At 71.7% G+C, this 19,927-nt stretch carries 18 protein-coding genes; 13 read left to right on the top strand and 5 right to left on the bottom strand.

What is annotated here, in order from left to right:
* Positions 1 to 68: 68 nt before the first annotated feature.
* The 8 genes from pafA (at position 69) to G6N10_RS05750 (ending at position 9,045) form a co-directional block, all read left to right on the top strand.
* Positions 69 to 1,427: a Pup--protein ligase gene (gene pafA, locus G6N10_RS05785; RefSeq protein WP_109750602.1), complete on the top strand. Its 1,359-nt coding sequence runs from the start codon at positions 69 to 71 to the stop codon at positions 1,425 to 1,427.
* A gap of 54 nt (positions 1,428 to 1,481) precedes the next feature.
* A complete protein-coding gene (locus G6N10_RS05780; RefSeq protein WP_085099443.1) occupies positions 1,482 to 2,483 on the top strand; it encodes a helix-turn-helix transcriptional regulator in 1,002 nt (333 codons plus the stop codon).
* Positions 2,480 to 3,436 carry a helix-turn-helix transcriptional regulator gene (locus G6N10_RS05775; protein ID WP_085099447.1) on the top strand — a complete coding sequence of 319 codons (957 nt, stop codon included), beginning with the start codon at positions 2,480 to 2,482 and terminating at the stop codon, positions 3,434 to 3,436. The genes G6N10_RS05780 and G6N10_RS05775 overlap by 4 nt, the downstream gene beginning before the upstream one ends.
* Before the next feature lie 70 nt (positions 3,437 to 3,506).
* Positions 3,507 to 3,749 (top strand): Sec-independent protein translocase subunit TatA, encoded by a 243-nt coding sequence (gene tatA, locus G6N10_RS05770; RefSeq protein WP_085099450.1) that lies wholly within the window; start codon positions 3,507 to 3,509, stop codon positions 3,747 to 3,749.
* A gap of 54 nt (positions 3,750 to 3,803) precedes the next feature.
* A complete protein-coding gene (gene tatC / locus G6N10_RS05765; RefSeq protein WP_109750603.1) occupies positions 3,804 to 4,697 on the top strand; it encodes a twin-arginine translocase subunit TatC in 894 nt (297 codons plus the stop codon).
* Positions 4,694 to 7,420 carry a DEAD/DEAH box helicase gene (locus G6N10_RS05760; protein ID WP_085099457.1) on the top strand — a complete coding sequence of 909 codons (2,727 nt, stop codon included), beginning with the start codon at positions 4,694 to 4,696 and terminating at the stop codon, positions 7,418 to 7,420. The genes tatC and G6N10_RS05760 overlap by 4 nt, the downstream gene beginning before the upstream one ends.
* A 176-nt stretch (positions 7,421 to 7,596) precedes the next feature.
* Positions 7,597 to 8,481 carry a DUF4333 domain-containing protein gene (locus G6N10_RS05755; RefSeq protein ID WP_085099461.1) on the top strand — a complete coding sequence of 295 codons (885 nt, stop codon included), beginning with the start codon at positions 7,597 to 7,599 and terminating at the stop codon, positions 8,479 to 8,481.
* Positions 8,482 to 8,589: 108 nt separating this feature from the next.
* Positions 8,590 to 9,045 (top strand): DUF1942 domain-containing protein, encoded by a 456-nt coding sequence (locus G6N10_RS05750; protein ID WP_085099464.1) that lies wholly within the window; start codon positions 8,590 to 8,592, stop codon positions 9,043 to 9,045.
* A 3-nt stretch (positions 9,046 to 9,048) separates the two neighbouring features.
* On the opposite strand, the gene G6N10_RS05745 is transcribed toward G6N10_RS05750, so the two are convergent.
* Together G6N10_RS05745 and G6N10_RS05740 are read right to left on the bottom strand one after the other, a co-directional pair.
* Complete coding sequence (locus G6N10_RS05745; protein WP_085099467.1) at positions 9,049 to 10,005, bottom strand: 5'-3' exonuclease; 957 nt, start codon at positions 10,003 to 10,005, stop codon at positions 9,049 to 9,051.
* Between the two features lie 5 nt (positions 10,006 to 10,010).
* Positions 10,011 to 10,442: a nuclear transport factor 2 family protein gene (locus G6N10_RS05740; RefSeq protein ID WP_085099470.1), complete on the bottom strand. Its 432-nt coding sequence runs from the start codon at positions 10,440 to 10,442 to the stop codon at positions 10,011 to 10,013.
* Positions 10,443 to 10,493: 51 nt separating this feature from the next.
* On the opposite strand from G6N10_RS05740, the gene G6N10_RS05735 reads away from it, so the two are divergent.
* Complete coding sequence (locus G6N10_RS05735; RefSeq protein WP_085099473.1) at positions 10,494 to 11,624, top strand: M24 family metallopeptidase; 1,131 nt, start codon at positions 10,494 to 10,496, stop codon at positions 11,622 to 11,624.
* Positions 11,625 to 11,676: 52 nt separating this feature from the next.
* Here G6N10_RS05735 and G6N10_RS05730 read toward each other — a convergent pair whose 3' ends face one another.
* Positions 11,677 to 12,093: a F420-dependent biliverdin reductase gene (locus G6N10_RS05730; protein WP_085099476.1), complete on the bottom strand. Its 417-nt coding sequence runs from the start codon at positions 12,091 to 12,093 to the stop codon at positions 11,677 to 11,679.
* A 35-nt stretch (positions 12,094 to 12,128) separates the two neighbouring features.
* Here G6N10_RS05730 and G6N10_RS05725 point away from each other — a divergent pair, with 35 nt between their 5' ends.
* The 4 genes from G6N10_RS05725 (at position 12,129) to G6N10_RS05710 (ending at position 15,651) form a co-directional block, all read left to right on the top strand.
* Positions 12,129 to 12,878 (top strand): decaprenylphospho-beta-D-erythro-pentofuranosid-2-ulose 2-reductase, encoded by a 750-nt coding sequence (locus G6N10_RS05725; RefSeq protein WP_085099479.1) that lies wholly within the window; start codon positions 12,129 to 12,131, stop codon positions 12,876 to 12,878.
* Between the two features lie 123 nt (positions 12,879 to 13,001).
* A complete protein-coding gene (gene cbiE / locus G6N10_RS05720; protein WP_085099482.1) occupies positions 13,002 to 14,177 on the top strand; it encodes a precorrin-6y C5,15-methyltransferase (decarboxylating) subunit CbiE in 1,176 nt (391 codons plus the stop codon).
* The gene (gene cobM / locus G6N10_RS05715) at positions 14,174 to 14,926 is read left to right on the top strand and encodes a precorrin-4 C(11)-methyltransferase (protein ID WP_085099537.1); all 753 of its coding nucleotides are present in this window, start codon (positions 14,174 to 14,176) and stop codon (positions 14,924 to 14,926) included. The genes cbiE and cobM overlap by 4 nt, the downstream gene beginning before the upstream one ends.
* A complete protein-coding gene (locus tag G6N10_RS05710) occupies positions 14,926 to 15,651 on the top strand; it encodes a cobalt-precorrin-6A reductase (protein WP_085099485.1) in 726 nt (241 codons plus the stop codon). The genes cobM and G6N10_RS05710 overlap by 1 nt, the downstream gene beginning before the upstream one ends.
* A 161-nt stretch (positions 15,652 to 15,812) precedes the next feature.
* On the opposite strand, the gene G6N10_RS20300 is transcribed toward G6N10_RS05710, so the two are convergent.
* Together G6N10_RS20300 and G6N10_RS05695 are read right to left on the bottom strand one after the other, a co-directional pair.
* Positions 15,813 to 17,837 carry an HNH endonuclease signature motif containing protein gene (locus G6N10_RS20300; RefSeq protein WP_244960451.1) on the bottom strand — a complete coding sequence of 675 codons (2,025 nt, stop codon included), beginning with the start codon at positions 17,835 to 17,837 and terminating at the stop codon, positions 15,813 to 15,815.
* Positions 17,838 to 18,039: 202 nt separating this feature from the next.
* A complete protein-coding gene (locus G6N10_RS05695; protein WP_085093926.1) occupies positions 18,040 to 19,902 on the bottom strand; it encodes a hypothetical protein in 1,863 nt (620 codons plus the stop codon).
* Between the last annotated feature and the right edge of the window lie 25 nt (positions 19,903 to 19,927).

The following is a 19,927-nucleotide window of genomic DNA, read 5'->3' as shown; positions in this document are numbered from 1 at the left end:
TCCGTCGGCCACGCCGGGAGGCCGCCATTCCCGGCGGGGCACACCCGGCACGCCGTAAGCTCGACGGTGTGCAGCGACGAATCATGGGTATTGAGACCGAATTCGGCGTGACCTGCACCTTCCACGGTCATCGTCGACTTTCCCCCGACGAGGTGGCGCGCTACCTGTTCCGCCGGGTGGTGTCCTGGGGCCGCAGCAGCAACGTCTTCCTGCGCAACGGCGCGCGGCTGTACCTCGACGTCGGCAGCCATCCCGAGTACGCCACCGCCGAATGCGACAGCCTGTTGCAGCTGGTCACCCACGACCGGGCCGGGGAGCGGGTGCTGGAGGATCTGCTGCTCGACGCCGAGCAGCGGCTGGCCGACGAGGGCATCGGCGGTGACATCTACCTGTTCAAGAACAACACCGATTCCGCGGGAAACTCCTACGGCTGCCACGAGAACTACCTGATCGTCCGGGCCGGGGAATTCTCCCGGATCTCCGATGTGCTGCTGCCGTTTTTGGTGACCCGGCAGCTGATCTGCGGGGCGGGCAAGGTGCTGCAGACCCCCAAGGCGGCGACCTTCTGCCTGAGTCAGCGCGCCGAGCACATCTGGGAGGGCGTCTCCAGCGCCACCACCCGCAGCCGCCCGATCATCAACACCCGCGACGAGCCGCACGCCGACGCCGAGAAGTACCGTCGGCTGCACGTCATCGTCGGGGATTCGAACATGAGCGAGACCACCACCATGCTCAAGGTGGGCAGCGCGACGCTGGTGCTGGAGATGATCGAGGCGGGCGTGCCGTTCCGGGACTTCTCCCTGGACAACCCGATCCGGGCGATCCGGGAAGTCAGCCACGATCTGACCGGGCAGCGCCCGGTGCGGCTGGCCGGCGGCCGGCAGGCCAGCGCGCTGGACATCCAGCGGGAGTACTACGGCCGGGCGGTCGAATACCTCAAGACCCGCGAGCCGAGCGCGGAGCTGGAGCAGGTCGTCGACCTGTGGGGCCGCCAACTCGACGCGGTGGAGAGCCAGGACTTCGCGAAGGTCGACACCGAGATCGACTGGGTGATCAAGCGCAAGCTGTTCCAGCGCTACCAGGACCGCTACAGCATGGAGCTGGCCGACCCGAAGATCGCCCAGCTCGACCTGGCCTACCACGACATCAAGCGCGGCCGCGGGGTGTTCGATCTGCTGGCCCGCAAGGGGCTGGCCGCGCGGATCACCACCGATGAGGACATCGACGCCGCGGTCACCACCCCGCCGCAGACCACCCGGGCCCGGCTGCGCGGGGAGTTCATCGCCGCCGCCCAGGACGCCGGCCGGGATTTCACCGTCGACTGGGTGCACCTCAAGCTCAACGACCAGGCCCAGCGCACCGTGCTGTGCAAGGACCCGTTCCGGTCCTCCGACGAGCGGGTCAATCGGCTGATCGCCAGCATGTAGCCGCCGCGCGTGTGGCTACCGGCCTTGGCTGCGGGCGGGCCATAGGGTGTAGCGGTGGCAACCCAGAAGGTCGAACGGCAGCTGAACTTGGTGATCGCGCTGCTGTCGACGCACGGCTACCTCACCGCCGAGAAGATCCACCGCAGCGTGACCGGGTACGCCGAGTGCGCCACCGACGAGGCGTTTGCCCGGATGTTCGAGCGGGACAAGGGCGAACTGCGGGACCTGGGCATCCCGCTGCAGACCGGCAAGGTGGCCGGCTCCGACACCGTCGAGGGCTACCGGATCAACCGGGACGCCTACGCGCTGCCCGACATCGACCTGACCGCGCAGGAGGCCGCGGCGGTGGCGATCGCCACCGCGCTGTGGCAGACCCCGGAGTGGGCGACGGTGACCGAGGGGGCGCTGCTGAAGCTGCGCGCGGCCGGAGTCGACGTCGACGCCGACCCGATCCCGTTCAGCGCCCCGATGGGGCTGCCCGGCCTGCGCGGCGCCGAGGATGTGCTGGCGGTGCTGCTGGCCGCGGTGTCGGCCGGCCAGGCGGTGCGGTTCCGGCACCGGTCCTCGCCGGCGGTGCCGTACTCGCAGCGCACCATCGAACCGTGGGGCGTGGTCACCGTCGGTGGCCGCTGGTACCTGGTCGGCCACGACCGGGACCGGGAGGACGTCCGGACCTTCCGGGTGTCCCGGATCCGGTCGGACATCGAGACCGTCGGCGCCCCCGGGGCGGTCGGTCCGCCGCCGGGCACCGACGTCCGGGCGATCGCCGCGGCGGCGGTCAGTGCCGCCGAGCCCAGCGCGGAATCGGTTCCGGTGCGGGTCTGGGTCGCCGACGGCCGGGCCAACTCGTTGCGCCGGATCGGCACCGAGGTCGCTGACCGGGTGCGGGCCGGGCGCCCCGGCCAGATCCTGGAGATCGACACCGGGCCGCGGGAATCGCTGCTGCGCGACATCGCCGGGCACGGCGCCGACGCGGTGGTGCTGGCGCCGTCGGACCTGCGGGAGAAGGTGCTGACGCGGCTGCGGGCCGCGGCCGGGACGGGGGATCGGCGATGACGGGCAGCTCCGAGCGGCTGGTCCGGCTGCTGAACATGGTGCCCTACCTGCGGGCCAACCCCGGGGTCAGCTACGACCAGGCCGCCGCCGACCTCGGCGTCAGCCGCAACCAGCTGGCCAAGGACCTGGCCCAGCTGACCTTCTGCGGGCTGCCCGGCGGTGCCGGCGGGGACCTGATCGACATCTGTTACGACGACGACGGCCTGGCCATCGACGTGCTCGACTCCCAGGGCATGGACCATCCGCTGCGGCTGACCTCCACCGAGGCCGCCACCCTGCTGCTGGCCCTGCGGGCGCTGGCCGACGTGCCCGGGCTGGTCGACCCGGCGGCCACCCGCAGCGCGCTGGCCAAGGTGGAGGCCGCCGCCGGAGGCGTGCCGCCGGAAGGTCACCCGCCGGCCGGTGCTCAGGAAAGCGCCGCTGTTGCGGCGGTGCGCGCGGCCGTCCGGGATCGCTGCGCACTGTCCATCGAGTACTACTCGGCGTCCCGGGATGCGCTCGGCAGCCGGGTCGTCGACCCGATCCGGGTCACCCTGATCGACAACCAGAGCTATCTGGAGGCCTGGTCGCGGGAGGCCGACGGGGTGCGGCTGTTCCGGTTCGACCGGATCCAGGCCGCCGTCATGCTCGACGAGCCGTCCGCGCCGCCGGAGCCGGCGGTTGCCGCCGAAACCGACACCGGCCTGTTCAACGCGGACCCGGCGCTGCCGTCGGCGACGCTGCGGATCGCCCCGGATTCGGCCTGGATGCTGGAGTACTACCCGATGCGGCTGCTGGCCGAGAACGCCGACGGCTCGCTGGACGCGGCGATGACCTATGCCTCCGAGGCGTGGATGAGCCGGCTGCTGCTGGGATTCGGGTCCGCGGTCACGGTGCTGGAGCCCGCCGCCCTGGCCGAGCAGGTGCGCGCGGCCGCCGCCGAGGCGCTGCGGGCCTACGATCTGACCGACTGACGACCCGCGGCAGGCCCGGACCGGGCGGCTCGCTGCGGTAGGATCAAGGCGACTTCTGGAGGTAACCAAAGTGGGCGCACTACAACCGTGGCATTGGCTGATCCTGGCCCTGGTGTTCATTCTGCTGTTCGGTGCCAAGCGCCTGCCCGATGCCGCACGCTCGCTCGGCAAGTCGATGCGCATCTTCAAGGCCGAGGTCAAGGAGCTCCATCAGGACGCCCCGCCGCAGGTGAATCCGCCGGCCGGCGCGCCGACCCCGGTGGCCTCCGAGCGGGTTGAGGCCCCGGCCGACCCCGATGCCCGGTCGGCCTGAGCCGATCGCGCACCGTCGGTCCGCCGCACTGCGCGGCGCCGGTGACATCCATTCGTGAAATCCGCATTCCGGCGGCTGGATCCCCGTAATCGCCGCAGCCGCGCCAACCCCGACGGGACGATGTCCCTGGTCGACCACATCCGCGAGCTGCGCACCCGGCTGCTGATCTCGGTGGCGGCCATCGTGCTGACCACCGCGGTCGGCTTCATCTGGTACAGCAACAGCTTCTTCGGGTTCGAGAGCCTCGGCGAATGGCTGCGCGGTCCGTACTGTGCGCTGCCCGCGGAGGCCCGCGCCTCGATCAGCGCCGACGGCGGCTGCCGGCTGCTGGCGACCGGCCCGTTCGACCAGTTCATGCTGCGGTTGAAGATGGGCCTGGCGGCCGGGATCGTGCTGGCCTGCCCGGTGTGGCTCTACCAGATCTGGGCGTTCATCACCCCGGGCCTGTACAAGAAGGAGCGCCGGTTCGCCGGGACCTTCGTCGTCTCGGCGTCGGTCCTGTTCGTCGCCGGCGCGGTGCTGGCCTACCTGGTGCTGGCCAAGGCCCTGCACTTCCTGTTGACGGTGGGCAGCGACGTGCAGATCACCGCCCTGTCCGGCGACCAGTACTTCGGCTTCCTGGTCAACCTGCTGGTGGTCTTCGGCGTTGGCTTCGAGTTCCCGCTGCTGATCATCATGCTCAACGTCGCCGGGGTGCTCAGCTATCAGCGGCTGCGGGCCTGGCGCCGCGGCCTGATCTTCGCGGTGTTCGTGTTCGCCGCCGTCGCCACCCCCGGCTCGGACCCGTTCTCCATGCTGGCCCTGGGCTGCGCGCTGACCCTGCTGCTGGAACTGGCCATCCAGGTCGCCCGGTTCCACGATCGGCGCAAGACCCGACACGCCGGGCCGGAACTGCCCGACGATGTGGCCAGCCCGCTGGACACCCCGGCCGATCAGTCCCGGCCGTGAGCACCGAATTCGACGCGTTCGCCGCCGAGCAACCGTTCGCGCTCGATGATTTTCAGCGCCGCGGCTGCCAGGCGCTGGAGAACGGCCACGGGGTGCTGATCTGCGCCCCGACCGGGGCGGGCAAGACCGTGGTCGGCGAGTTCGCCGTGCACCTGGCGCTGGCCGCCGGCGGCAAATGCTTCTACACCACGCCGATCAAGGCGCTGAGTAATCAGAAGCACTCCGACCTGGTGCGCCGCTACGGCGGCGAGCGGATCGGGCTGCTCACCGGCGACGTGTCCATCAACGCCGACGCCCCGGTGGTGGTGATGACCACCGAGGTGCTGCGCAACATGCTCTACGCGGACTCCGACGCGCTGGCCGGGCTGGCCTACGTGGTGATGGACGAGGTGCACTTCCTGGCCGACCGGATGCGCGGCGCGGTGTGGGAGGAGGTGATCCTGCACCTGCCCGAGGAGGTCCGGCTGGTCAGCCTGTCGGCCACGGTCAGCAACGCCGAGGAGTTCGGCGGCTGGATCCAGACCGTGCGCGGGGACACCACCGTCGTCGTCGACGAGCACCGGCCGGTGCCGCTGTGGCAGCACGTGCTGGTGGGACGACGGCTGTTCGACCTGTTCGACTACGACCGGCTCACCCCGGGCGCCAAGCCGAAGGTGGACCCGGACCTGCTGCGCCACATCGCGCACCGCCGCGAGGCCGACCGGATGCTCGACTGGGAACCCCGCGGCCGCGGGCAGCGGCACCGGCCCGGCGGCTACCGGCCGCCGTCGCGGCCCGACGTGATCGGCACCCTGGACCGCGAGGGCCTGCTGCCAGCCATCACGTTCATCTTTTCCCGGGCCGGCTGTGACGGGGCGGTCGCGCAGTGCCTGCGCTCGCCGTTGCGGCTGACCGACGACGACGAGCGGGACCGCATCGCCGCGGTCATCGACCGGCGCTGCGCGGACCTGCCCGAATCCGACCTCGCGGTGCTGGGCTACTACGAGTGGCGCGAGGGGCTGCTGCGTGGCCTGGCCGCCCACCACGCCGGCATGCTGCCGGTGTTCCGGCACACCGTCGAGGAACTGTTCGCCGCCGGGCTGACCAAGGCCGTCTTCGCCACCGAAACCCTGGCGCTGGGCATCAACATGCCGGCCCGCACGGTGGTGCTGGAGCGGCTGGTGAAGTACAACGGCGAGCAGCACGCACCCCTGACACCGGGGGAGTACACCCAGCTCACCGGGCGGGCCGGGCGCCGCGGCATCGACGTGGAGGGGCACGCCGTGGTGCTGTGGCGTCCCGACGACGCCGGCGCGGAGCCCACCGAGGTCGCCGGGCTGGCCTCCACCCGCACCTTCCCGCTGAAGAGCTCGTTCGCGCCGTCGTACAACATGACGATCAACCTGGTGAACCGGATGGGCCCGACGGCGGCCCGGGCGCTGCTGGAACGCTCCTTCGCCCAATATCAGGCCGACCGCTCGGTGGTCGGCCTGGTCCGCGGCGCCGAGCGCGGGCAGCGGCTGCTCACCGAGATCACCGCCGAACTCGGTGACAACGCCCCCGAGGTGCTCGACTACGCGCGGCTGCGCGCCGAGATCGGCGAGCGGGAACGGGCCCAGGCCCGGGCCTCGCGGCTGGCGCGGCGACGCGCCGCGGTCGACGCACTGGCCGAGCTGCGCCGCGGCGACATCATCACCATCAGCCAGGGCCGCCGCGGCGGGCTGGCCGTCGTGCTGGAACCGGCCGGCGACGCCGAGGACCCGCGCCCGCTGGTGCTCTCCGAACACCGCTGGGCCGGGCGGATCTCGTCGGCGGATTACTCGGGAGCGTCGGCGAAGCTGGGCGCGATGTCCCTGCCCAAGCGGGTCGAGCACCGGCAGCCGCGGGTGCGCCGCGACCTGGCCTCGGCGCTGCGTTCGGCCGCCGCCGGGCTCGACGTGCCGTCGCGGCGGCGAACCGTCCGCGGCGGGGCACCCGAACGCGACGTCGACGCGCAACTGGCCGAGCTGCGCGAACGGCTGCGCCGCCACTCGGTGCACGACCGCGGCGACCGGGATGCCACCATGCGGCTGGCCGAACGCTATCTGCGGATCGAACGTGACAACGACGCGCTGCGGCAGAAGGTCGCCGCCGCGACGAACTCGCTGGCCCGCACCTTCGACCGGATTCTCGGGCTGCTGGCCGAGCGGGGCTACGTCGCAGGCGCCGACGCGGCCACCACGGTCACCGACGACGGTCGGCTGCTGGCCCGGATCTACTCCGAGTCCGACCTGCTGGTCGCCGAATGCCTGCGCACCGGGGCGTGGAACGGGCTGAACCCGGCCGAGCTCGCGGCGATGGTGTCGGCGGTGCTCTATGAACCGCGCGGCTCGGACGGGCCGGCACCGCAGTACGACGCCCCGACCGCGGCGCTGCGCACAGCGCTGACCGCGACCCGCCGGCTGTCCGGGGCGCTGCGCCGCGACGAGAACCGGCACCGGCTGGCGACCTCGCGCGAACCCGACGCCGGCTTCGTCACGGCGATGTACCGCTGGGCCACCACCGGCGACCTCACCCAGGCGCTGACCGCGTTCGAGGAGACCGGCGGTCCGCTGTCGGCCGGCGACTTCGTGCGCTGGTGCCGCCAGGTGCTCGATCTGCTCGACCAGGTGCGCAACGCCGCCCCGGATCCGGCGGTGCGGGCGGCGGCCAAACGGGCGATCGGCCAGGTGCGCCGCGGCGTGGTGGAGGTCGACGCCGGCTAGCGGCCCGGGACGCCCGAAGGGGCGGTGCGGCAGCGGTCCGGCGGCCGCGGCGGCGGAGAAGTTTCCCGACATGAACGTCCGTTGCCAGCGGGTAGGGTGAGGCAGACGCTACGGTTGAGTCCAGCTGTGGGTTCCCCGTGACCCATCGGCCGCCGGCACAGTTTGAGGAGACATTGATGAGCGGACCGCAGGGAACCGACCCCTCCCAGGGTGGTCAGGGCCCCAATCCCGGTTCCCCGGACCAGCCGCCCGCCGGTCAGGCCGCCTGGCAGGCCCCGTCCGCGTGGCAGCAGCAGCCGCCGGCCGGCGGCGGTGACGATCAGGCCACCACGGTGACCCCGGCCTGGCAGAACCCCAACGCACCCGGCGCCGCGGCCGCGCCGGGCTGGGGCCAGCAACCGCAGCAACCGCAGCAGCCCGCCGCGGGCTACACCCCGCAGCCGCAGGGCTACCAGGACCCGGCGACCGCCGCCTACGGCGGGCAGCCCGGCTACACCGCCCCGCCGTCGACTCCGGGCGTGGGCGCGCCGGGCTATCCGCAGCAGGCCCAGCCGGCCTCGCAGCCCTACGGTGCCCAGCAGCAGTACGGCCAGCCCGGCCAGTACGGTCAGCCGGCCTCGCAGCCCTACGGCGCCCAACAGCAGTACGGTCAGCCCGGCCAGTACGGTCAGCCCGGACAGTTCGGTGGCTACCCGCAGCAGGGACCCGCCGAGTCCGACAAGTCGTCGTCCAAGCGCACGATGCTGGTGATCATCGGCGCCGTCGCCGCGGTGCTGGTGGCCGTCGTGCTGGTGGTCGGCTTCTGGATTCCCGGCTTCTTCGTCACCACCACCCTGGATGTGAGCAAGGCCCAGCAGGGTGTGCAGCAGATCCTCTCGGACGAGACCAACGGGTACGGCGCCAAGAACGTCAAGGACGTCAAGTGCAACAACGGGAAGAACCCCGAGGTCAATAAGGGCGACACCTTCACCTGCGAGGTCAGCATCGACGGGGCCAAGCGTCAGGTGACGGTGACCTTCCAGGACAACGACGGCACCTACGAGGTCGGACGGCCCAAGTAGGCCCGCGCCGCGCCACTGTCGAACTCAAAACCCGTCCGCTGGGCGGGTTTTGAGTTGTCTTCGCCTACCGAGTACATTTAAGTAACGAATTGATCACGGGAGGTTTCGATGCGGACGTTCAAAATTCTTGCGGTCCCCGCGGCGCTGGGTGTGGCGATTGCCCTCGCCGGACCGGCCGGTGCCGACCCGAGCCGCGCCGAACTCGGTGCGACGCAGGAACTCAACGACGGCGGCGTGACCATCGCCTACACCGTCGAGGAGCTTGAGGCCGCTGACGACACCATCACCAACGCCGAGGTGCGCGGCACGCTGTGGGAGGTCTCCGTCGAGGTCGAGGCGGTCAAGGGTTCGGTCACCCCGATCATCCCGTTCTTCAACGCCCGCGCCGCCGACGGCACCAACTACCGGCCGCTGTACTGGGCGGTCGGCGATGAGGCGCTCAGCGGTGCCACCCTGGGCCAGGGCCAGAAGGCCGAGGGCAACATCTACTTCGACGTGACCGGCCCGGCCCCGACCCGGGTCATCTACAGCGACGGCGTGACCGACCGGCTCTGCTGGCACTGACCGTCAGCGGGAGAGCGCGTCGAGCGCCTTCTGCAGTCGGCTGATCGACGACTCGACCCCGTACGCGGCGGCCAACTCGGCCACCCGGGCGGGGTCGAGCGCCGTTCGGGGCAGCGTGTCGGTGGGAGTGGACAGTTGCACCGGTGCGTCGGTGGCCACCTGCACCACCGGCACGGCGGCCCGCAGATAGTCCTCTCCACCGAGCAGCTTCGCCCGAATCCCCTTGGCGACAACGGATTCCGGGTCGGCCGCGGCCGCCCGGATGGCCCGCAGCGAACCGTACCGGGTCAGCAGGGTGGCCGCGGTCTTCTCCCCGATGCCGGCCACCCCTGGCAGCCCGTCGGACGGATCACCGCGCAGCGCGGCCAGTTCGGCGTAGGCCGGGCCCGGCCGATCGGCGGGCACGCCGTAGGTTTCGGCGACCTCGGCGGGCCCGAACAGCGTCGCCTTGGCCAGCCCGCGCCCGATGTAGAGCACCCGCACCGGCACCGGTTCGTCGGCGACGACCTGCAGCAGGTCGCGGTCGCCGCTGACCACCACCACCGGGTCGACCCGCTCGCGCGCGGCGAGGGTGCCCAGCACGTCGTCGGCCTCGAATCCCGGTGCGCCCGCGGTGGCGATGCCGAAAGCGTCGAGCAACTCCATGATCATGGTGACCTGCGGGGTGAGCTCGTCGGGCACCTCCTCGACGTCCGGATCGTCGCCGACGCCCTCGGCCTCGACCCGGTGCGCCTTGTAGGACGCGATCAGGTCGACCCGCCACTGCGGGCGCCAGTCCAGGTCCAGGCACACCGCCAGCCGGCCGGGGCGCTGGCCGGCGATGACGGTGGCCACCGCGTCCAGGAAGCCGCGGACCGCATTGACCGGACGGCCATCGGGCGCAGTGATTGACGACGGGACACCGAAGAACGAACGGAACCACATGCTGGCGCCGTCGAGCAGGACCAGGGGAGCCGACATGTCGCCTAGCCAACCATGGTCGAGTTCGGCGCGCTCCAGTCGGTGGCGGCCAGCCGGTGCGCGATCAGCCATTCGTCGCCGACCGGGGTGAAAACGTCGCGGTAGCGGCCGTGATGGTCCAGGCCGATCTCGGTGAACACGGTGAAGTACGACGCGACCTCGGCGCGCCGCGGCGTCAGCAGGGTGAACCGGACGTTGGTGACGTTGTGCCGCACGATCCGCCGCAGCCCGGCCGCCGCCGGGGTGGCGGCGACCGAGGTCAACCGGGCCACGATGGCGTCGCGACCGGACACCGCGGGCTCGCCGCGGATCTGGAGTGCGCCGTCGGGGCAGAAGCAGGCCGCGAGCTCCTCGATCCGGCCGGAATCCCCGGCCCAGGTGTAGCGCGCGACGGTGTCGCGGATGCGTTCGCGGGCGGACAGTTCCCAGGGCTCCATCGCCCGATGGTAGGCCGACGGCCGATCGGCCGGCTCGGCTAACCTGGGCCCATGACAGCCGGGCGCTTCGAATCCAGCGTGTACGCCGACCGACTGGCGGCGGCCGCGGCGGCCACCGCGAGCGCCGGACTGGCCGCCCTGATCATCACCCCCGGCTACGACCTGCGCTACCTGGTCGGGTCGCGGGCGCAGACCTTTGAGCGGCTCACCGCGCTGGTCGTCCCGGCCGACGGGACGCCGACGATCGTGCTGCCGCGACTGGAGCTGGCCGCGCTGCGCGAGTCCGCGGTATCCGATCTCGGTGTGGCGGTGGTCGATTGGGTCGACGGCGAGGACCCCTACGGCCTGGTCGCCACTGCGCTGGGTGGCGGGCCGGTGGCGACCGCGGTCACCGACGCGATGCCGGCGCTGCACCTGCTGCCGCTGACCGAGCGGCTCGGCGCGCTGCCGGTGCTGGCCACCGAGGTGATGCGGGAACTGCGGATGGTCAAGGGCCCGGCCGAGATCGACGCGCTGCGCAAGGCCGGTGCCGCGATCGACCGGGTGCACGCCCGGTTGCCCGAGCTGCTGGTGCCGGGGCGTACCGAGGCCGAGGTCGCCGCCGACATCGACGCCGCGATCGTCGCCGAGGGGCACACCGAGGCGGCGTTCATCATCGTCGGCTCCGGCCCGCACGGCGCCGACCCGCACCACGAGCAGTCCGACCGGGAACTGCGGGCCGGGGATATCGTCGTCGTCGACATCGGCGGGCCGTATGAGCCCGGATACAACTCGGACTGCACCCGGACCTACAGCATTGGTGAACCGGATCCCGAAGTGGCGCAGCAGTATTCGGTGTTGCTGGCCGCGCAGCGGGCCGCGGTGGCGGCGGTGCGCCCGGGCATGCGCGCCGAGCAGATCGATGCCGCCGCCCGGGACGTGCTGGCCGAGGCCGGGCTCGCGGAGTACTTCGTGCACCGGACCGGGCACGGCATCGGGCTGTCGGTGCACGAGGAGCCCTACATCGTGGCGGGCAACGAGTTGCCGCTGCGGGCCGGCATGGTGTTCTCGGTCGAGCCGGGGATCTACTTTCCCGGCAAGTGGGGCGCGCGCATCGAGGACATCGTGGTGGTGACCGAAACCGGGGTGGAACCGCTCAACGCTCGGCCGCACGAGCTGATCGTGGTGCCGGTCGCCGGATAGCGGCTGCCCGGCTGTTGCTCGGTGCTTTTTGCTGGGTGCTTCTTGCTGGGTGCTATTGCTCGGTGCTGATGTCCAGCAGCCCCGAGGAGCCCAGCACCCGTTCCACGAGCACCTCGATCACCACCCGCTTCGGGTTGACCCGCGGGGTGCGGTAGCGCTGGGCGTACCGCAGTTCGGCGTCGCGGACGGCCTCGGATTCGGCACTGACCGACGCGGTGCCCTCCAGCGACAGCCAGCGGGCACCGTCGACCTGGCTCAGCACCGCCAGCTGGCCGCGCTCGGCGTTGACCGCCTTCTGCGAGCCGCCGTTGGTGATCACCCGGGCGATGTGCGTCTTGGGGTCGAAGGTGAAGCCGACCGCCACCACGTGCGGGGACCCATCGGCGCGCAGCGTCGTCAACATCGCCAGATGACGTTCGGTGAGGAAGGTCAAGGCGTCGTCGGTGAGGCGGGTGGTTGCGTGCGGCATTACCGGTCAGGCTAGCGCAGGACATAATCAGCGACGTGAAGGACACGGAATCCTCGGTGTTGGTGGTCTTCGGCGGCCGCAGTGAGATCGGCGTTGAGTTGGCGGCGCGGATCGGCGCGGGCGCGACGGTGATCCTGACCACCCGGGACAACACCGACCTGGATCCGCAGGTCGCGGCGCTGCGCGCGGCCGGTGCGCGGGCCGTGCACGTGAAGGCGTTCGACGCCGACGACCTGGCCTCGCACACCGCGGTGCTCGACGAGCTGATCACCGAGCACGGCGGCATTGACACCGCGGTGCTGGCCTTCGGCATTCTCGGCGATCAGGCTCGCGCCGAGGTTGACGCCGAACACGCGGTGGCGATCCTGCACACCGACTTCGTCGCGCAGGCGCACCTGCTGACGCTGCTGGCGACCCGGATGCGCGGTCGCGGGCGGGGCCAGATCGTGGTGTTCTCCTCGATTGCCGGCGCCCGGGTGCGCCGGGCGAACTACGTGTACGGGTCGGCCAAGGCGGGCCTGGATGGGTTCGCCGCCGGGCTGGCGGATGCGCTGCACGGCAGTGGTGTGCGGTTGCTGATCGTGCGGCCGGGTTTCGTGATCGGCCGGATGGCGGCCGGGATGGAGCCGGCGCCGTTCGCCAGCACCCCGCCGCAGGTCGCCGCGGCGACCGCCCGGGCGCTGGCGCGCGGCCGGGGCGCGGTCTGGGTGCCCTGGCAGATCCGGCCGCTGAGCTTCGCCATGCGGTTCGTGCCGCAGGCGATTTGGCGGCGGATGCCCCGATGAGGAGCGAGCGAGCGCAGCGAGGGAGCGCAGCGAGGGAGCGCAGCGAGGGAGCGCAGCGAGGGAGCGATCGAGTCGGCGGGGGGTTCCGATGAGGAGCGAGCGAGCGCAGCGAGGGAGCGAGCGGTGATCGTGGTGGTCGGGATCGGGGCGGACGGGATGGCCGGGCTCGGCGAGTCGGCCCGCACGGAACTGCGGCGCGCAACCGTCGTGTACGGCGGTCCGCGGCAGCTCGCCCTGCTCGACGACACCGTGACCGCCGACCGTCGGCCCTGGCCGTCGCCGCTGCGTCCGGCGCTGACCGGGCTGCTCGGCGACTCCGACACCGATGTGCACGTCCTGGGCTCCGGTGACCCGATGCTGCATGGCATCGGCACCACGCTGACGTCGATGTTCGGTGCCGAGCGGGTGCGGGTGATCCCGACGGTGTCCAGCGTGACGCTGGCCTGCGCCCGGCTCGGCTGGCCGGCGCACGACACCGAGGTGATCCGGGTGACCGCCGCCGCGCCGGTCACCGCGGTGCGCCGCGGCGGGCGGGCGATCGTGCTGTCCCGCGACGAATCCACCCCGGTGGCACTGGCCCGGCTGCTCACCGGCGCCGGCCGCGGCGCCTCCGAGCTCAGCGTGCTGGAGAATCTCGGTGGTCCGGCCGAACGCCGGATCGACGGCACCGCCGCGCAGTGGGCATCGGACCCGCCGGCCGAGATCGCCGCACTGAACGTCGTTGCCGTGCGCTATCTGCCCGACCAGCGGGCGTCGACCATCGCCCCCGACGACGCCTTCGACCACGATGGGCAGCTCACCAAGCAGATGATGCGCGCGGTCACCCTGGCCGCGCTGGCGCCGCGGCCCGGGGAACTGCTCTGGGACGTCGGGGCCGGCTCGGGCAGCATCGGCATCGAATGGTGCCGCGCCGGATCAGGTTGCCGCGCAGTGGCATTCGAACGCGACCCGGTGCGCTCGGCCCGGATCGGTGCGAACGCCGCCGGGTTCGGCGTCGACGTGACGGTGCGCGGGGCCGCTCCGGAGGCGCTGACCGACGCGCCGGACCCCGACGTCATCTTCATCGGCGGCGGGCTCACCGTCCGCGGGGTGCTGGAGCACTGTCTGCAGCGTCTGCGCCCGGGCGGCCGACTGGTCGCCAATGCCGTCACTGCGGAATCGGAAGTAGTTCTGGTGCAACAACATTCATTACACGGCGGGGTGTTGCGCCGGTTTCAGCACTACACCGGCGAACCGGTCGGGTCGTTCACCGGCTGGCGCCCGGCGCTGCCGGTGACCCAGTGGGCGGTGACGCGGTGACCGTCTATTTCATCGGCGCCGGGCCCGGCGCGGCCGACCTGATCACCGTCCGCGGGCAGCGCCTGCTGCAGCGCTGCCCGGTGTGCCTGTACGCCGGCTCGATCATGCCCGAGGACCTGCTGGCGCTGTGTCCGCCGGGAACCCGCGTTGTCGACACCGGGCCGCTGAACCTGGACCAGATCATCGATGAGCTGGCCGCCGCCGACGCGGCCGGCCACGATGTGGCCCGGCTGCATTCCGGCGACCCGTCGCTCTACAGTGCGCTGGCCGAGCAGTGCCGGCGCCTCGACGCCCTGGGGATCGACTACCAGGTGGTGCCCGGGGTGCCGGCGTTCGCCGCGGCCGCCGCGGTGCTGGGCCGCGAGCTGACCGTGCCCGGCGTGGCGCAGACGGTCACCCTGAGTCGGGTCGCGACGCTGTCCACCGCGATGCCCGACGGCGAGGACCTGAGCGCCCTGGCCGGGCACGGCACCCTGGCGCTGCACCTGGCCGCCGCCCAGATCGACACCGTCGTCGCGGAGCTGCGCGCCGGTGGGCTGCCCGGCGACACCCCAGTCGCCGTCGTCGCCTACGCCAGTTGGCCGACCGAGACGGTGGTCCGCGGCACCCTCGACGACATCGCCGCCGCGCTGCGGGTGGCCGGAATCACCAAGACCGCGGTGATCTTCGTCGGTGCGGTGCTGGCGGCCCAGGAGTTCACCGAGAGCTATCTGTATTCCTCGGGCCGGCGTCGTGGAACGCAGCACTGATGCGGATCCTGTTGCTGGGCGGCACCGCGGAGGCGAGGGCCCTGGCCGCGCGCCTGCACCCGCGGGTTGAGGTGATCAGCTCACTGGCCGGACGGGTGCCGGATCCGGCGCTGCCGGTTGGGCAGGTCCGCATCGGTGGCTTCGGCGGGGTTGACGGGCTGATCGGCTGGCTGCGCGAGAACCCGGTCGACGCCGTCGTCGATGCCACTCACCCGTATGCCGCCGGGATCAGTGCCAACGCCGCGGCGGCGGCTGCCGGCGTTGGGCTGCCGCACCTGCTGCTGGCCCGCCCGGCCTGGGACACCGGCGCCGCACTGACCGTCGACTCGAATGCCGAGGCGGCGGCCGTCGTCGCCGAAAAGGCTTACCGTCGAGTGTTCTTGACCACCGGGCGATCCGGGACCGCGGCGTTTCTGGGCAGCGACGCCTGGTTCCTGATCCGGGCGGTGACGCCGCCGGATCGTCAGCTGCTGCCGCCGAACCACGAACTGCTGCTGTCCCGCGGACCGTACTCCTACGACGGCGAGGCGGCGCTGCTGCGCGAACATCGCATCGAGGCGATGGTCACCAAGAACAGTGGGGGAGCGATGACCCGCGCCAAGATCGACGCGGCCACCGATTTGGGCATCCCGATCGTGATGATCGATCGGCCGGGGCTGCCCGCCGGCATCACCACCGTCGACACCGTCGAGGACGCCATCGCCTGGGTGCAGCGGCTCGTCTGACGGCGATTCGGTCGCGCCGACCGTGGGCGTGAATGCTCGCGCGACCGCGGGCGTGGCGGCTTCTGCTCATGCCGGCCGCTGATCGTCGGGCGTAGATCATGTTGGCGTCGAACGCTTCTCCGGGGTGATGTCCCCGGGGCACTGCCGGTATGGCCGGGGCGTTATGCGGTGTGGCTGTCGGGGTCGGTGGTTTCGTTGTCGTACCAGCTGTCGTCGTACCGGTCGGGGTGGTCGGCCCAGTCGGTGTCGTCGCTGGTGCCGGGGTCGTCGTCGGTGTTGTCTGCGGTGTCGTCTGCGGTGCTGTCCGTGTTGGTGTCGGGCTGGATTTTGTGCCAGGTGCTGGGGTCGTTCCAGTCGTCGGGGTAGGGGGTGTTGTCGAGGGTGAGTTGTTGGGTGAGTTCGGTGTCGGTGGGGTCGGTGTCGTAGCGGCGGTGGGCGTCGATGGCTTGGTCGAGCCAGTGCGGTTCGTCTTGGGGTGGGAGGTCCTGGTCGGGGTGGGCTCCGCGGAGTTTGCGGTAGCGGGCCAGGAGCTGTTCGGGGAAGTTGATGGTGTTGGTGCGGGGTTGACCGCGGTCCAGGGCCGGTGGGGGGATCCATTCGACGCGGCCGTCGGTGTTGCGGATGGTGGTCCAGTCGAATTTGTCGGCCATGTTGTTGTCGGCGCGGCAGGCCAGGGCGAGGTCGTCGATATTGGTGTTCCCGCCCGCCGCATCGGGCTCCCCGGCCGCACCAGGGGCACCAGCGGTCTCGCCGGGGTCGCCGCGGCTGCCGGGTTGGGGTGGGCTGGTGGTGCCGGGTTTGGGGGTCCAGGGGTCGAGGTGGTGGGCTTGGGTTCGGTAGAAGGGTTCGGGGCAGCCGGGCCGGGTGCAGCCGCGTTCTCGGCTGAACAGGACCAGGCGTTGGTCGGCGGTGGCCAGGCGTTTGGAGCGGCCGAGCCATAGGGCGCGGCCGTGGCCGTCGAAGATGCTCAGGTAGTGATACGCGTGGCTGGCCATGCGCAGCAGGTCGCGCATCGGGACGCGGGTGCCGCCGGCGGTGATGGCCCAGCCATTGTCGGGGTTCAGGGCCGGGGCCGGGCCCAGGGCGGCAGACCCGGGCGGGCACGACCCGCCGCCGGCACCACCACCGGTGTCGCCGTCACCCCCGTTGCCGCCGGGGGCCCGGGCGCCAGTGGAGTCAGCACCACCGTTGCTGCTGCTGTTTTCTTCGGCGTTGTTGCCGTTGGTGGTGGTCCAGTTGGGGGTGGCGTCGGGGTGGGTGGCGGCGGCGGTTTGGAGTTCGGCGAGGGTGGTGGTGATGACCACGGTGACCGGTAGGCCGTTGAGTTTTCCGAGGTCTCCGGCGGCCAGGACGGCGCGGCTCAGGGCGATCAGGGCGTCGTGGCCGCGTTGGGCGGCGCTGCGCTGATCGGCGCTGATCTGCTCCTGACTCGGGGTCCCACTGACACAGGGGTGTTCGTCGTTGGGGTTACACATGCCGGGGGCGGCGAGTTTGGCCAGGATCGGCTCCAATGTGGCGCGGGCTTCGGGGGTCAGGGTGCCGCGCAGCGCGCTCATCCCGTCGCGGCGTTGCGGGCCCAGGGTCAGGCCGCGCTGGGCACGGCGGGCGCGTTCCTGGTAGTCGCCGTCGGGATCCAGGATCGTCAACAAATGCGCGGCGAGGGTTCGGTATTGCTCGGGGGCGAACTGGGTGGCCAGCCCGGCCAGGTCGGCTTCGGCGGCCTGGCGGTAGTCGGGGTCCAGGTTCGCCGGGAGTTGCCGGTAGATGTCGCGGGCGATGTCCACGTGTTCGGGCCCGATCGCCCCGGCGGCCACCGCCGCAGCCAGGGTGGGCAGTCGCGGTTCTAGGGGTTGGCCGTCGAGGCTGGTGCGGGGGCCCAGGTCGGCGGCCTCAGCCAGCCGGCGGGCCGCGGCGCGGCGGGAGATGCGGAGCCGTTCGGCCAGCACGAGTTTGAGGCTGGCTGCCCCGAGCACGCCGGGGTCGGCGGTGGCGGCCAGGTGAGCGGTCAGGGTGTGATCGAAGGCCGGGGCCGCCCAGGCCAGGGCTTGCCGGCGGGCCAGCACGTCGAGGAGTTCTTCGGGGGTGAACCCGTCGAGGCGACAGCCGGCCAGCGCGGCGGCCGCGGACTCGGCGGCGGCCAGTGCTGCCAGGACGGTGTCCCGGTCGGCGTACGCACTGTTCCCCATGTATAGAACGTTAGATCGAGTCACCGACAGAAACCGGCCCCGCAACCCACAAATCAGGCCCCCAACCATGAGGAAACTCTAAGAAAATCTGCGGGGGCGGCGGCGTGGGCCCCGGTCGGGGAGCGCTTGGGGCCGCGCCGTCACCGCCCCTGCGGCCCGCCCAGCCCGCGGCCATGCTCGGGGCGCCGTCGACCCCGGTGGATCAGCCGCCGATGAGGGCGGTAAGCGTGTCGTGCGCGGCCTTCCGGGCGGCGGCGGCTTCGCCTCGCAGGTCGGCGATCCCGGACTCGATGGCGGCGACCTGGGCGATGCGGCGCTGCAACTCGCCAACCTGGCGGGCACGCAACTCACCCTCGGGTCCTTCGGTGCCCAGCACCCCGAGCTGATCGGAGATCCGGGTCTGGGCGTCGAAAACCTCGTCGCGCTCGGTGGTCAGCTGCGCGCAGCGGTCATCGAGCCGGTCGGCCTGTTCCCAGTGACCGAGCACCCCCGACAGCGCCGCGACGGTGCCGGCGTCCAGCGACCGGCCGGCGAGCCACTCCTCCAGTTGCCCGGGGGACAACTGCCGGTAGTCGATCCGGGTGTAGTCCGGCCAGCTCTCCAACACGGTGGCCAGCGCTGCCCCGTGCCCGGGTGCGGTGAGCGCAAAGCGGTGCACCGCGCCGTCGCGGACGTCCAGGGCGGTCGCGCCGTCGCGCGGCTCGATGTGATGCCCCGGCGCCAGCGGGATCTCGACGATCACCTCGACCGGTTCGTCGTGATCGTTGTCGGCGCGCAGGGTGTGCAGCCGTTCGTTGCGGCGCTCCTCGACGACAGCGTCATCGGCCAGTCGCACCCGCGCGGTCACCGTCTCCATGGTGCTGGTCTGCCCGCAGCGCACCGCCAGGTCCTTGGCGAAGGCCAACCGCACCGGTGCCGAGCGCGCGGTGAAGCCCAGCATCGCCTCACCGGCGTAGCCGCCCTGCTCGTAGATCACCGCCGGGCCTTCCTCCAGCACGATCCCGGTGCTGTTGGTGAATGTCAGCATGATGTCGGGGGCGGGGCCGGAGCCGCCGGACCACACCACTTCGCGGCGGACGTCGTCGACCGGGGCCAGCGCCAGCGGAACCATCGCCGCCCCGCCCCGCTTGAGCGACACCGGATCGGACAGCCGGTACTCAAAGTGTTCACCGCGGTCGCCGGTCTCGACCCTGGCGGCAGCGTCGGCGTAGCCGGTCATCGCCGCGCCCACCGCCCGGGTCACCGGGCGGCCGGCGGGGGGCGCCGGGGCGGCTCCGAACGACACCTCCGCGGCGCGCTCGCGCTCCTCGACGACGGTCCGTCGCACCTGACGGCCGTGATACAGGTCGATGTCGAAGGAGATCGGCTCGCCGGTCGTCAGCGTCAGCGCGATGTCGGTGAGGTCCTCATCGAGCGGGTTGTGCACGATGCCCATGGCGGCCAGGGTCAGTTGCTCGCCGTCGCGGACCAGTCGATACGACACCCGCCACATCGGCGCCGGCACCAGGTAGGAAACCCGAACCCGGTCGGCCTCACCCCGAAGCTGCACCCGCACAGCACAATTCGGCCCGGCGGTGGCGGCCCGGGACCGGTCGACCAGGTAGTCGAGGTCGTCGCGCGACGGTGCCTCGACGAACTCAACGCGGCGCGCCTGGGTGAGGTCGACCAGCGTCACCGAACCGGATTCGGTGCGCAGCAGCAGGGTTCGGCGAGCCTCTTCGCCGTCAACGCCGATCACTTCGCCGCGGCGGCGGCCCGCATCGCCGAGATCCACCTCGATGATCCGTCCCCGCACGGCGTCGAGCAGTCCGACCAGTGCCGCGCCGGAATCCAGCAGCAGATGGCGTGCGGCCAGCACCGCCTGTGGTTCGGCCGGGGTGTCGAACTCCACGGTGCCGACCGTCGCCTGGCCGCCGAATACCTCCACGGTCAGCGACTTGAGCACGTCCTTCATGTCGTCACGGCGCAAGGTCAGCTCGAAGTCCCCGTCGGCCGGGCCGCTGCGGCCGACCACCGCGATGCCGTGCTTGTAGAGGACCAGCTGATCGACCGGGGGAGTGTTCATCGTCATGACAGTAGCGACCCGCACC

It is taken from the genome of Mycolicibacterium fallax (assembly GCF_010726955.1).
GTDB classification, from domain to species: Bacteria; Actinomycetota; Actinomycetes; order Mycobacteriales; family Mycobacteriaceae; genus Mycobacterium; species Mycobacterium fallax.
This window is presented reverse-complemented; position numbering and strand designations above follow the sequence as displayed.

Coding starts and splice junctions, on each gene's coding strand:
- G6N10_RS05775 (WP_085099447.1), top strand. CDS start 2,480: ATGACGGGCAGCTCCGAGCGGCTGGTCCGGCTGCTGAACATGGTGCCC.
- G6N10_RS05755 (WP_085099461.1), top strand. CDS start 7,597: ATGAGCGGACCGCAGGGAACCGACCCCTCCCAGGGTGGTCAGGGCCCC.
- G6N10_RS05750 (WP_085099464.1), top strand. CDS start 8,590: ATGCGGACGTTCAAAATTCTTGCGGTCCCCGCGGCGCTGGGTGTGGCG.
- G6N10_RS05745 (WP_085099467.1), bottom strand. CDS start 10,005: ATGTCGGCTCCCCTGGTCCTGCTCGACGGCGCCAGCATGTGGTTCCGT.
- G6N10_RS05740 (WP_085099470.1), bottom strand. CDS start 10,442: ATGGAGCCCTGGGAACTGTCCGCCCGCGAACGCATCCGCGACACCGTC.
- G6N10_RS05735 (WP_085099473.1), top strand. CDS start 10,494: ATGACAGCCGGGCGCTTCGAATCCAGCGTGTACGCCGACCGACTGGCG.
- G6N10_RS05730 (WP_085099476.1), bottom strand. CDS start 12,093: ATGCCGCACGCAACCACCCGCCTCACCGACGACGCCTTGACCTTCCTC.
- G6N10_RS05710 (WP_085099485.1), top strand. CDS start 14,926: ATGCGGATCCTGTTGCTGGGCGGCACCGCGGAGGCGAGGGCCCTGGCC.
- G6N10_RS20300 (WP_244960451.1), bottom strand. CDS start 17,837: ATGGGGAACAGTGCGTACGCCGACCGGGACACCGTCCTGGCAGCACTG.
- G6N10_RS05695 (WP_085093926.1), bottom strand. CDS start 19,902: ATGAACACTCCCCCGGTCGATCAGCTGGTCCTCTACAAGCACGGCATC.